Origin of the sequence: Pseudomonas sp. MBLB4123 (assembly GCF_051904775.1) — a bacterium.
In the GTDB taxonomy this organism is placed as follows: Bacteria; Pseudomonadota; Gammaproteobacteria; order Pseudomonadales; family Pseudomonadaceae; genus Aquipseudomonas; species Aquipseudomonas benzenivorans_B.
Genome location: NZ_CP196711.1, coordinates 2,764,634 through 2,777,135 on the forward strand (window position 1 = coordinate 2,764,634; position 12,502 = coordinate 2,777,135).

The following is a 12,502-nucleotide window of genomic DNA, read 5'->3' on the forward strand; positions in this document are numbered from 1 at the left end:
AGCCCGTCTCTTGAGCAGGGAAGCCCTATGTCGGCGTTATGCATCGGCCCCTACAGACTGCCCAACCCGCTGATTCTCGCGCCCATGGCCGGAGTCACCGACCGGCCCTTCCGCCAGCTGTGCCGGCGCCTGGGGGCGGGTCTGGTCGTCTCGGAAATGGTCACCAGCGACGTGCGCCTGTGGAACAGCCGCAAATCCAGCCTGCGCCTGCCTCACGCCGGCGACCCGGAGCCGCGCTCGGTGCAGATCGCCGGCGGCGACCCGCAGATGCTCGCCGAGGCGGCCCGGCGTAACGTCGAACTGGGGGCGCAGATCATCGACATCAACATGGGCTGCCCGGCCAAGAAGGTCTGCAACAAGGCCGCCGGCTCCGCCCTGCTGAAGGATCAGGAGCTGGTACGCGAGATACTCCATGCGGTGGTCGCCGCCGTGGACGTGCCGGTGACCCTGAAGATCCGCACCGGCTGGGACCGGCAGAACAAGAACGGCGTCGAGGTGGCGAAGATCGCCGAACAGGCCGGTATCGCCGCCCTGGCCGTGCATGGCCGCACCCGCGCCGACCTCTACACCGGCGACGCCGAGTACGACACCATCGCCGCGATCAAGCAGGCCGTATCGATGCCGGTGTTCGCCAACGGCGACATCGACACCCCGGAGAAGGCTCAGGCCGTGCTCGCCGCCACCGGCGCCGACGCCCTGCTGATCGGCCGCGCGGCCCAGGGCCGGCCGTGGATCTTTCGTGAGATCGAGCACTACCTGCGCACCGGCAGCAAGCTGCCGGCGCCCAGCCTGCTCGAACTCGAACACATTCTGCTCGAGCATCTGGCCGCACTGCATGCCTTCTATGGCGAGGTGATGGGCGTACGCATCGCCCGCAAGCATGTCGGCTGGTATCTCGCAACCCTGCCGGGCGCCAGGGAGTTTCGCGCCCAATTCAACCGTCTGGACAGTACGGACGCGCAGTGCGCCGAGATTCGCCAGTTCTTCGGCGACCGGCAAAACGATGGAGAAGGGGTGGCCGCATGACGTTGATGACCGAGAATTTAGTGAGTGGAATTGCACCCGTGAGCGACAACAGCAGTTTGAAACAGCACCTGACCACGCCGAGCGAAGAGGGCCAGACCCTGCGCGGCAGCGTCGAAAAAGCGCTGCACAACTATTTCGCCCACCTCGAAGGTGCCGAGGTGACCGACGTCTACAACCTGGTGCTCACCGAGGTGGAAGCCCCCCTGCTGGAGACCGTGATGAACTACGTCAAGGGCAACCAGACCAAGGCCTCCGAGCTGCTCGGCCTGAACCGCGGCACCCTGCGCAAGAAACTCAAGCAGTACGACCTGCTCTAACCCAGCATTCACCCAGAAAGGGCGGCCCCATCGAAAGCCGCCCTTTTTGCTGATTTCCCTGCTCCGATGGACTCTGAAATGACCGACCAGACCACCCGCCTCCCCGTCCGCCGCGCCCTGATCAGCGTCTCCGACAAGACCGGCATCCTCGACTTCGCCCGCGAGCTGTCCGCCCTCGGCGTGGAGATCCTCTCCACCGGTGGCACCTACAAGCTGCTCAAGGACAACGGCGTAGCCGCCGTGGAAGTGGCCGACTACACCGGTTTCCCGGAGATGATGGACGGCCGGGTCAAGACCCTGCATCCGAAGATCCACGGCGGCATCCTCGGCCGCCGCGCCGTCGACGGCGCGGTGATGGAGCAGCACGGCATCCAGCCGATCGACCTGGTGGCGGTCAACCTCTACCCCTTCGAGGCCACCGTGGCCAAGCCGGACTGCGACCTGGCCGACGCCATCGAGAACATCGACATCGGCGGCCCGACCATGGTCCGCAGCGCGGCGAAGAACCACAAGGACGTGGCCATAGTGGTCAACGCCGGCGACTACGCCGCCATCCTCGAGGCCCTCAAGGCCGGCGGCCTGACCTACGCCCAGCGTTTCGATCTGGCGCTCAAGGCCTTCGAGCACACCGCCGCCTACGACGGCATGATCGCCAACTACCTGGGCACCATCGACCAGGCCGCCGAGACCCTGTCCACCGAGGCCCGCGGCGCCTTCCCGCGCACCTTCAACAGCCAGTTCATCAAGGCCCAGGAGATGCGCTACGGCGAGAACCCGCACCAGAGCGCGGCCTTCTACGTCGAGGCGAAGAAGGGCGAGGCCAGCGTCTCCACCGCCGTGCAGCTGCAGGGCAAGGAACTGTCGTTCAACAACGTGGCCGACACCGACGCCGCCCTGGAGTGCGTGAAGAGCTTCGTCAAGCCGGCCTGCGTGATCGTCAAACACGCCAACCCCTGCGGCGTGGCCGTGGTGCCGGACGAGGACGGCGGTATCCGCCAGGCCTACGAGCTGGCCTACGCCACCGACAGCGAGTCGGCCTTCGGCGGCATCATCGCCTTCAACCGCGAGCTGGACGGCGCCACCGCCCAGGCCATCGTCGAGCGCCAGTTCGTCGAGGTGATCATCGCCCCGAGCATCTCTCAGGCCGCCCGCGACGTGGTCGCGGCCAAGGCCAACGTGCGCCTGCTCGAGTGCGGCGAGTGGCCGGCCGAGCGCGCCGCCGGCTGGGACTTCAAGCGGGTCAACGGCGGCCTGCTGGTACAGAGCCGCGACATCGGCATGATCGAAGCCTCCGACCTGAAGATCGTCACCCAGCGCGCGCCGAGCGAGCAGGAGATCCATGACCTGATCTTCGCCTGGAAGGTGGCCAAGTTCGTCAAGTCCAACGCCATCGTCTACGCCAAGAACCGCCAGACCGTCGGCGTCGGCGCCGGCCAGATGAGCCGGGTCAACTCCGCGCGCATCGCCGCGATCAAGGCCGAACACGCCGGCCTGCCGGTGCCCGGCGCGGTCATGGCCTCCGATGCCTTCTTCCCCTTCCGCGACGGCATCGACAACGCGGCCAAGGCCGGCATCACCGCGGTGATCCAGCCGGGCGGTTCCATGCGTGACAACGAAGTGATCGCCGCCGCCGACGAGGCCGGCATCGCCATGGTGTTCACAGGAATGCGCCACTTCCGTCACTAATGTGTGGGGCCGCGCTGAAGCAGGCGTCTGCGTCGTTGCGGACGACTTCGCTAATGCTCATTGCCAGACGGCAACTGCGCTTATCGAAGCCATCCGCGCCTAGCATCCACCAGCGCCATCACGGCCCGATAGAACGGCAAGATTTCGTAGGGTGGACAGCCGAAGCTGTCCACCAACCGGGCCGCAGGCCCGCCTCCCCTAGGAGAGAGACATGAACGTACTGATCATCGGCAGCGGCGGTCGCGAACACGCCCTGGCCTGGAAAGTGGCGCAGGACCCGCGCGTCGAGAAGGTCTTCGTCGCCCCGGGCAACGCCGGCACCGCCCTCGAGGCCAAGTGCGAGAACGTCGCCATCGACGTGCTGGCCCTGGAGCAGCTGGCCGATTTCGCCGAGCAGAATGTGCAGCTGACCATAGTCGGCCCCGAGGCGCCGCTGGTGGCCGGGGTGGTCGACCTGTTCCGCACCCGCGGCCTGGACATCTTCGGCCCCAGCGCCGGCGCCGCCCAGCTGGAGGGCTCCAAGGCCTTTACCAAGGACTTCCTCGCCCGCCACGCCATCCCCACCGCGGCCTACCAGAACTTCACCGAGGTCGAACCGGCCCTGGCCTACCTGCGCGCCCAGGGTGCGCCCATCGTGATCAAGGCCGACGGCCTGGCCGCGGGCAAGGGCGTGATAGTGGCCATGGACCTGGCCGAGGCCGAAGCCGCGGTACGCGACATGCTCGCCGGCAACGCCTTCGGCGAGGCCGGCTCGCGGGTGGTCATCGAGGAGTTCCTCGATGGTGAAGAAGCCTCCTTCATCGTCATGGTCGACGGCCAGCACGTGCTGCCGATGGCCACCAGCCAGGACCACAAGCGCGTCGGCGACGGCGACAGCGGCCCCAACACCGGCGGCATGGGCGCCTACTCGCCGGCCCCGGTGGTCACCCCGGCCGTGCATCAACGGGTGATGGACGAGGTGATCATGCCGACCGTGCGCGGCATGGCCGCCGAGGGCAACGTCTATACCGGCTTCCTCTATGCCGGCCTGATGATCGACAAGTCGGGCGCGCCCAAGGTCATCGAGTTCAACTGCCGCTTCGGCGACCCGGAGACCCAGCCGATCATGGTGCGCCTGGAGTCGAGCCTGGTGCTGCTGGTCGAGGCGGCCCTGGCCAAGGCCCTGGACAAGGTCGAGGCGACCTGGGACCCGCGCCCCACCGTGGGCGTGGTGCTGGCTGCCGGCGGCTACCCGGGCGACTATGCCAAGGGCGAGGTCATCGACGGATTGGACGCCGCGGCCAAGCTCGACGGCAAGGTGTTCCATGCCGGCACCGCGCTCAAGGACGGCCAGATCGTCACCAGCGGCGGCCGGGTCCTGTGCGCCACTGCCATAGGCCCGAGCGTGGCCGAGGCCCAGCAGCAGGCCTATCGCCTGGCCGAGCAGATCAGCTGGCAGGGCTGCTTCTACCGCACGGACATCGGCTATCGGGCCATCGCCCGCGAGCGCGACGAGCACTGAGGACAGCGGCAAGCTAGGGCGACCACCGTGCCGCCCCGGTTTATTCCTCGCCAGCTCGGCTTGGCTATAATCCGTCCACTCATTACCGAAGGGAATTCACCGTGCGCCGGCTGAGGATTGCCACAGGATTGTTGATCGTCTTGCTGCTGACGGCACTCGGTGCCTTGCCAGTCCAGGCCTCGGCGGGCTGGTCGGCGCTGCCCGACGAGGGCGCGGCCCTGCAGCTGGACGACATCCGCACGCCCCTGCACAGCTCACGCTTCGCCCCGATCGAACTCGGCGAGCTCTATACCCCGGGCGACGGCGCCGCGCTGTGGCTGCACTACCGCTTGCCCGTCAGCCAGCAGCCCCAGATGCTGCGCATCTTCGCCCCCTATCTGGCCTACCTCGATCTCTATGTGCTGCAGGGCGACCGCCTGCTCGATCACACCCGCACCGGCAGCAGTCTGGCCTTCTCCAGCCGTCCACTGGCCAGTCGCGACTTCCTCCTGCCCCTGCCCCAGGCCGAGGCACCTCTGGACATCTACCTGCGCCTGGCCTCGGAGCACGCCCTGCGCCCGACCATCAGCCTGCAGAGCGCCGGCGCCATGGCCGCCGACGACAGCCGTCCGCTCCTGCTCGGCCTGTTGCTCGGCGGCCTGATCATGCTGGTGCTCTACAACCTCGTGCGCTTCGCCTACGCGCGCACCGCCAGCAGCCTGTGGCTGGCGGCGACCCAGGCCTGCCTGCTGCTGACCGCCGTCAGCGTGCTGGGCATCAGCACCCCCTGGCTGGGGGAGTGGCAGCCCCTGCAACCGCATATCGTCAACCTGTCGATGCTGGCCGCGATGCTGTGCGCCCTGGCCTTCACCGCCAGCTTCTTCCGTAAGGTCGGTGACAGCTCCCTACTGACCCGCCTGCTGCTCGGCGAGATCGGCCTGATCGCCCTGACCGGCCTGACGCTGCTGATCGCCAGCAACCTGCAGTTCAACCAGCTGATCTATCTGCTGGGCGCCATCTGTGGCCTGAGCATACTGCTGGTGGCGCTGTACCACTGGCACCAGGGCTACCGGCCGGCGCGCCTGTTCGGCGTGGCGCTGCTGCTGTATTGCGCGGCCTTCCTCGGCGCCCTGCCGGTGCTGTTCGGCTACTGGTCGGTACAGACCGACTGGCTGGCCTACGGCCTGCTGGCCATGTGCGTGGTCAGCGGCTTCCTCCTCAGCATGGCCCTGAGCGAGCGCCAACGGCGCATCGTCCAGGACCAGTTCAGCACCAGCCGCGCCCTGGCCGCCAGCTCCGCCGAACTGAAGGCCAAGGCCGAGTTCCTGGCGAAGATCAGCCACGAGATCCGCACGCCGATGAACGGGGTACTGGGGATGACCGAACTGCTGCTCGGCACCCCCCTGTCGGCCAAGCAGCGCGACTATGTGCAGACCATCCACAGCTCGGGCAACGAGCTGCTGACCCTGATCAACGAGATTCTCGACATCTCCAAGCTGGAGACCGGGCAGATCGAACTGGACGATGTGCAGTTCGATCTGAATGCGCTGATCGAGGACTGCCTGGACATCTTCCGCGCCAAGGCCGAACAGCAGCGCGTCGAGCTGATCAGCTTCATGCAACCGCAGGTGCCGCGGGTGGTCAGCGGCGACCCCACGCGCCTGCGCCAGGTCTTGCTGAGCCTGCTGGACAATGCCTTCAAGCAGACCGTGGAGGGCGAGGTCCTGCTGGTGGTGGCCCTGGATACCGGCGGCGCCAAGCCTCGCCTGCGTATCGCCGTGCAGGACAGCGGCCAGCCGCTGCAGGCCAGCGAGCGCGAAGCCCTGCTGCATGCCGAGCTGCACAGCAAGGACTTCCTCTCCGCCACCCGCCTCGGCGGCCGCCTGGGCCTGCTCATCGCCCGCCAGCTGGTGCACCTGATGGACGGCGAATTCGGCATCCAGAGCGGCGGCAACCAGGGCTCGACCCTGTGGCTGACCCTGCCGCTCGAGGCCGAGCGCCTCGAGCACCCCACCGCCGATCTGGACGGCCCGCTGCAGGGCGCCCGCCTGCTGGTGGTCGACGACAACGACACCTGCCGCAAGGTGCTGATCCAGCAGTGCAGCGCCTGGGGCCTGAGCGTCAGCGCCGTGCCGTCCGGCAAGGAGGCCCTGGCCCTGCTGCGCACCAAGGCGCACATGCGCGAATACTTCGACGTGGTTTTGCTGGACCAGAACATGCCCGGCATGACCGGCATGCAACTGGCGGCGAAGATCAAGGAGGACCCGAGCCTCAACCACGACATCCTGATCATCATGCTCACCGGGATCAGCAACGCACCGAGCAAGATCGTCGCGCGCAACGCCGGGATCAAGCGCATCCTGGCCAAACCTGTGGCCGGCTACACCCTGAAGGCGACCCTGGCCGACGAACTGACCCAGCGCGGCAGCGGCGCGCCGCTGTTCGTGCCGACTGCGGTGACCGCACCGCTGAACGTGCCGAGCGACTTCCGCATCCTGGTCGCCGAGGACAACAGCATCTCCACCAAGGTGATCCGCGGCATGCTCGGCAAGCTCAACCTGCAGCCGGATACGGCCAGCAACGGCGAGGAAGCCCTCAATGCGATGAAGGCCCAGCATTACGACCTGGTACTGATGGACTGCGAGATGCCGGTGCTCGACGGCTTCTCCGCCACCGAGCAACTGCGCGCCTGGGAGGCGGCCGAACGGCGCGCCCACACCCCGGTGGTGGCCCTGACCGCGCATATCCTCAACGAGCACAAGGAACGCGCGCGCCAGGCCGGCATGGACGGGCACATGTCCAAGCCGGTGGAGCTGTCGCAGCTACGCGACCTGCTCGAACACTGGATCGCCGAGCGGGAAATGCGCCGCCAGGACGCCGCCCTGCCCTACTGAGGCAAAACGCGGGTCAGGCGAAACGCAGCGCGTAGATCGGCGCCAGGTGGCCGGCCAGCAGCGCCCAGCTGTCGCCCTGATCCGCCGAGAACCACAGGTGGCCGGTGGTCGAGCCCATCGCCAGGCACTGCCCGGCGGCGTCGACGGCCAGGCCGTGGCGGTAGACCAGGTCGAAGCACTGCGCCTGGGGCAACCCTGCACTCAGGCACTGGAAACTCCGGCCGCCGTCGCGGGTGCGGGTCACCACCAGACGCTGGCCCACCGGCACCCGGCATTCATCCTTGACCGCCGGCACGAACCAGGCGGTGTCCGCCTCGCTCGGGTGCACGGCCACGGCGAAGCCGAAGGTCGAGGGCTCGACTTCGACTATTTCCTGCCAGTGCCGAGCACCGTCGCGGGACAGGAAGATGCCGTTGTGATGCTGTACCCAGAGGGTATCGGGCTGCGCCGGGCAGGCCTGCATGCGGTGCGGGTCCTGGACCTCCGGCATCTCCGCCTGCTCCGGCGGCATATAGGCCGCGCGCATGCCCTGGGTACGACAGACCCAGCTGGCACCGTCATCCTCGCTGCACCAGACCCCGCCGCAGGACACCGCGACCTGCAGCCGCGCACTGTCGCGCGGGTCGACGCAGATCGAGTGGATACCCGGCTGGTCATAGCCGCCGCCGAACCAGCGGGCGCGCTCCGGACATTGCCACAGCGACTCGACCAGCTGCCAGGAGTCGCCGCGATCATCCGAGCGGAACAGCGCCCCGGGGATGGTGCCGGCCCACAACCGCTGCGGCTGGTCGTCGCCCCCGCCCTCCAGCGACCAGATCATCGTCACCGAGGGCCCCTGTCCGTCGGCGCTGGCGGCGAAGGCCGGTACGGCTATCTCCGCCCAGTTCTCGCCGCCATCCGCCGAGCGCCACAGCTTGGGGCCGAAATGACCGAGGTGCAGCGCCGCATACCAGTAACCGTCGCGGCGGTCGGCCAGCATCATGCTCACCGGCTCGCCGAGGAAATCCGTACGATCCAGGCGCCATCCGGCGCCATCGCGGGCAAAGACCAGCAGGCCCTTGCGCGTCGCCACCTGCAGCCTATCCATCATCACCTCCCGTTCTCAGCCACCGGACAGCGCCTGCACCACATAGACCTCGCTGTCACTCCCGACCCGGTCGCTCAGGCCCTGGCGGTCGGCGACCTGCTCGCCATCGATGAAGACCGCCACATGCTGGCGCAGCCGGCCCTGGTCATCCAGCAGGTAGCTGCGCAGGCGCGGATTGCGCGCAAAGACCTCGGCCAGCACGGCAGCGACCGTACTGCCGGGCACCTCGAGCGGTGCCGTATCCAGGTGACGCTGCAGGTTGACGGTGAAACTGATGCGCGCCATGTGCCGCCCCTGACATTCGCGGGTCGAGCAACAGGTATAGCCGATACTCCGGCCGGGATCGGCCTCGACCGTCGAACGGTTGGCCGACGCGGCGCCTAAAGTTGTCCGTGCCACTGGAGATCGCCCCGCCAATCCGGGATTATTCTGCCCCGGCCGCCAGGCGGCACTGCCCAGGCGCCCCCTACACTCAGCCCACCTGCCCCGAGAGACGAGATCCCAATGGCGTCCGAGCTGTTCAGTCTGTACCTGAAGCTGCTGGTGCTCTACAGCCCCTTCTTCGTGTTGTCCTGCTTCATCGGCCTGAGCCGCGGCTACACCGGCAGGGAGCGCAAGCGCCTGGCCTGGAAGGTGGCCGGCGGCGTGCTGGTCGCCAGCGTGCTGCTGTACCTGTTCGGCAGGCACATCTTCAGCCTGTTCGGCATCACCATCGACGCCTTCCGCATCGGCGCCGGCAGCGTGCTGTTCATCTCGGCCCTGGGCATGGCCCAGGGCAAGTCGGCGGTGCAGAGCGACAACGTCCAGCAGGACGTCACCATAGTGCCGCTGACCATCCCCCTGACCGTCGGCCCCGGCACCATCGGTGCCCTGCTGCTGATGGGCGCCAGCCAGCCGCACTGGGACGACAAGCTGCTGGCGGTCGTGGCCATCGCCCTGGCCAGCCTCACGGTCGGCGTGGTGCTGTACCTGTCCAACCAGTTCGAGCGCCTGCTCGGCGATCAGGGCCTGCAGATCGTCAGCCGCCTGATGGGCCTGTTCGTGTGCGCGCTGGCGGCGCAGATCATCTTCACCGGGGTGAAGAACTACCTGACGCTTTGATTCGCTGCAGGGCCGCCGCTTGACAGACGCACCGGCGGGGGCTGGCAGGGAGGCCACGAACGGCCACCGCCGCGCCAGGCGCCACAACTGCAACGCCCCCCCTTGCCGACACCACCGGACTGCCGGCCATGCAGCAGTCCGGCCGCCAGAGGTAAACATGCCGCCTAGCATTCGCGATGCCAGAACCGACGACCTGCCCGCCATCCTGGCCATCTACAACGATGCCGTGCGCCACACCACGGCGATCTGGAACGACAGCCCGGTCGACCTGGCCAACCGCCGCGCCTGGTTCGACGCGCGCAGGCAGCAGGGCTACCCGATCCTGGTGGCCGTGGACAGTGACGATGGCGTGCTCGGCTATGCCGCCTTCGGCGACTGGCGGCCGTTCGAGGGCTTTCGCCACAGTGTCGAGCATTCGGTCTATGTGCGCAGCGAACAGCGCGGCCTGGGGCTGGGGCCGGCGCTGCTGCGGGAGCTGATCGAGCGCGCCCGGGCCTGCGGCAAGCACGTGATGGTCGCGGCCATCGAGAGCGGCAATGGCGCCTCGATCCGCCTGCATGAGCGCCTGGGCTTCGTCACCACCGGACAGATGCCCCAGGTGGGCTGCAAGTTCGGCCGCTGGCTCGACCTGACCTTCATGCAACTGATCCTCGACCCCGGCACGGAGCCGCCAGCCGCCGACACGCGGTGATCCCCGGCTCGCAGAGTCAGCGCCGCAAACCGGGGCCGGCGTGGGCCGCGGGGCTGCAACCGCTAAGGCGCGACCTCCAGCAAGCGCGGCGGAACGCTCGGGCTGGCGAACCAACGCCTGTAGGACATGGCGAAGCCGCCATCGCGCTTGAGTCCGTCGAGGGCCGCCTGCCAACGCCGGACCACCGCGGGGTCCGTCTGCGGGGATAACGCCAGATAGGACTCATGCCGCAGAAAGACGAACTGCGCCTCGACCTCCTCCGGGCTCATGCCCACCATGCTGAGCAGGCCCGGCAAGGCGATATCGCTGGCCGCCAACACATCGGCGCGCCCCTGGCGGAACATCTGCATCATCGTCTCGGCCGACGTCACCGTGTAGATGGTGTCGAAGCCCTGCCCTCGCAGGTACTCGTAGCTGTACCACTGCCGGGGCAAGACCAGCCGCTGCGCGCGGGCGGCCTCCAGGCTGGTGATGCGCAGGGCGGAGCCCTTGCGGACATAGAAGCGCGTGAGGGTCTGGGTCAACGGCCCGACCCACTGGAAGGCCGCCTCACGAACCGGAATGCGTGCCGTGGTGAAGACACCGGCATTCGCCTCGCTCTGCGCCTTGGCATAGCCACGGGTCCAGGGCCCCAACTCGATCCGCACCGGGTCGCCGGTACGCACCGACAGGGCCCGGATGATTTCCGTGGAAAAGCCGGTGAGCTGGTCGTCCCGACTGAAATTGAGCGGCGGATTCTCCTCGGTGTAGAGCGTCAGCTCCTGCCCATGGCCCGGCAGGCTGCCGAGCAGCGCCAAGCCCGCCGCGAACAGCACGCGCCTCAGCCCTATCCACGCCCCCCGCATCCCGAACACAAACTGCACTCCTCTGGTCGCCCTCACCGGCTGCGCCGGGCGCAGACGGACGCCGCAGGCCGTCTGCCGGCCATTGGTAAAATATCGGCAAGCCGCACCATTCAGCCGTCGCAACGCTTCGCCCGCCCCCGTCATTGCCCGGCGCCCTGTGCCGACCAGGCCGTGATGGCCCGGTTGAGGCGCCCCATCACCTGGGTCGACACATCCTTGCTGCACAGGATATAGCGCTCGAGCCCCGGCGGCATGTCGCGAAAGTGATATTCGGCGAGCCCGCTCAGGCCATCGTCCCGGCTGCGTAGATACTGCCAGTCGGCCTGATCGGCCAGCATATAGCCCGCGCGCCCGGCCGCCACCATCTGCATCAGACCGGCCGGCGACTGGGTGACGCGCACGACCAGATTGGCGCTGCCCGCGATCAACGCGTCCAACTCGGGCCCGTAGGACACCCCGTCCACCACGCCGAGGCTGATGTCCGGATCGGCCAGCAGGGACGCGAAACTGGCATGCGCCTGGATCGCCGGGAGCGTCTCGGCGCTGGCCAGCAGCGTGTGCGGCGGGTCGACGTGGAAGGGCAGGCTGAACTGGGCGAGCCGCTCCCGCTCCGGCAAGCGGTACCAGCCTATCGAGCAGAAACCCTGCTTGCCCCGCTGGAAGTCCCGCCAGATCCTCTTGGAAGGCCGTTCGACGAAGACCGCCGGCACCTCGGCCGCGGCGAAGAGACGCCGGGCACGCTGCAACAGAAAACCCCGAGCACGGCCATTCTCCCAATAGTGGTAAGGCGCCTTGTCGCGCCAGGCCACCCTAATGGGCTCGGCGGCCAGCGCCTGTCCGGCGGCGAGCCAGCAGAGCAGTGCAACCACCAGGCGAGTGCCCATCCCTGTCGCTCCTCGATACTGCGGCACTATTCACTCCAACAGGCAGGGCCTGGCGGGTGCCAGCCCCAGTGACCACGCGAGGCAGGGGGCGATCCCGTCCTGCACCGTCGCCTGCCCGCGGCGATGCTCCAGGATCTCTTCCACCAGCTCAGGTTCAGCGCAGCTGGCTGTCCTTGCTGCCGCGACGGTTATAGCCAGCGCCGGCCTGGCGTTGCTTGTCATGCTCGGACTGACAGGCCACGCACAGACGCACCCCGGGGATGGCCTGGCGCCGCGCCTCGGGAATGCTCCCGTCACACTCCTCGCAACGGCTCAGGCTTTCGCCCCTGGGCAGCTGACTGCGGGCGCGGGCGATGGCGTCCTCGATGCTGCTGTCGATCTGTTCCTGCACCGCCCCGTCACTTGCCCAGCCACCGGCCATAGCCACCTCTCAAGCGCTGATCGAATATTCGTTAGGTATGCACGGCCGGCCGCGGTTTTACAAGCGCTGG

Annotated in this window: 12 protein-coding genes; 7 read left to right on the top strand and 5 right to left on the bottom strand. The window is 67.9% G+C overall.

The window, feature by feature from the left end; all coding sequences use genetic code 11:
* The first annotated feature begins 27 nt into the window (after positions 1 to 27).
* From dusB to ACSX1C_RS12795, 5 genes are all read left to right on the top strand, one after another.
* Positions 28 to 1,026, top strand: coding sequence for a tRNA dihydrouridine synthase DusB (dusB, locus tag ACSX1C_RS12775; RefSeq protein WP_439886428.1), 999 nt, complete (start codon positions 28 to 30; stop codon positions 1,024 to 1,026).
* Positions 1,023 to 1,343, top strand: a complete 321-nt coding sequence (fis, locus tag ACSX1C_RS12780; protein WP_318644893.1) for a DNA-binding transcriptional regulator Fis — start codon at positions 1,023 to 1,025, stop codon at positions 1,341 to 1,343. The genes dusB and fis overlap by 4 nt, the downstream gene beginning before the upstream one ends.
* A gap of 78 nt (positions 1,344 to 1,421) precedes the next feature.
* Positions 1,422 to 3,029: a bifunctional phosphoribosylaminoimidazolecarboxamide formyltransferase/IMP cyclohydrolase gene (gene purH, locus ACSX1C_RS12785; protein ID WP_439886429.1), complete on the top strand. Its 1,608-nt coding sequence runs from the start codon at positions 1,422 to 1,424 to the stop codon at positions 3,027 to 3,029.
* Positions 3,030 to 3,240: 211 nt separating this feature from the next.
* Entirely contained in the window at positions 3,241 to 4,530 is a 1,290-nt protein-coding gene (purD, locus tag ACSX1C_RS12790; RefSeq protein ID WP_439886430.1) for a phosphoribosylamine--glycine ligase, read from the top strand.
* A gap of 101 nt (positions 4,531 to 4,631) precedes the next feature.
* Complete coding sequence (locus ACSX1C_RS12795; RefSeq protein WP_439886431.1) at positions 4,632 to 7,403, top strand: response regulator; 2,772 nt, start codon at positions 4,632 to 4,634, stop codon at positions 7,401 to 7,403.
* Between the two features lie 13 nt (positions 7,404 to 7,416).
* On the opposite strand, the gene ACSX1C_RS12800 is transcribed toward ACSX1C_RS12795, so the two are convergent.
* Positions 7,417 to 8,493, bottom strand: a complete 1,077-nt coding sequence (locus ACSX1C_RS12800; RefSeq protein WP_439886432.1) for a WD40/YVTN/BNR-like repeat-containing protein — start codon at positions 8,491 to 8,493, stop codon at positions 7,417 to 7,419.
* 12 nt (positions 8,494 to 8,505) lie between these two features.
* Complete coding sequence (locus tag ACSX1C_RS12805; protein ID WP_439886433.1) at positions 8,506 to 8,775, bottom strand: MoaD/ThiS family protein; 270 nt, start codon at positions 8,773 to 8,775, stop codon at positions 8,506 to 8,508.
* 219 nt (positions 8,776 to 8,994) lie between these two features.
* On the opposite strand from ACSX1C_RS12805, the gene ACSX1C_RS12810 reads away from it, so the two are divergent.
* Together ACSX1C_RS12810 and ACSX1C_RS12815 are read left to right on the top strand one after the other, a co-directional pair.
* Entirely contained in the window at positions 8,995 to 9,591 is a 597-nt protein-coding gene (locus tag ACSX1C_RS12810; RefSeq protein WP_439886434.1) for a MarC family protein, read from the top strand.
* 157 nt (positions 9,592 to 9,748) lie between these two features.
* Entirely contained in the window at positions 9,749 to 10,282 is a 534-nt protein-coding gene (locus ACSX1C_RS12815) for a GNAT family N-acetyltransferase (protein WP_439886435.1), read from the top strand.
* A 62-nt stretch (positions 10,283 to 10,344) separates the two neighbouring features.
* Here ACSX1C_RS12815 and ACSX1C_RS12820 read toward each other — a convergent pair whose 3' ends face one another.
* From ACSX1C_RS12820 to ACSX1C_RS12830, 3 genes are all read right to left on the bottom strand, one after another.
* On the bottom strand, positions 10,345 to 11,127 hold the full coding sequence (locus ACSX1C_RS12820) for a substrate-binding periplasmic protein (protein ID WP_439889415.1): 783 nt from the start codon (positions 11,125 to 11,127) through the stop codon (positions 10,345 to 10,347).
* Between the two features lie 140 nt (positions 11,128 to 11,267).
* Entirely contained in the window at positions 11,268 to 12,011 is a 744-nt protein-coding gene (locus ACSX1C_RS12825) for a hypothetical protein (RefSeq protein ID WP_439886436.1), read from the bottom strand.
* A gap of 154 nt (positions 12,012 to 12,165) precedes the next feature.
* Positions 12,166 to 12,432, bottom strand: a complete 267-nt coding sequence (locus ACSX1C_RS12830) for a DksA/TraR family C4-type zinc finger protein (protein WP_439886437.1) — start codon at positions 12,430 to 12,432, stop codon at positions 12,166 to 12,168.
* Between the last annotated feature and the right edge of the window lie 70 nt (positions 12,433 to 12,502).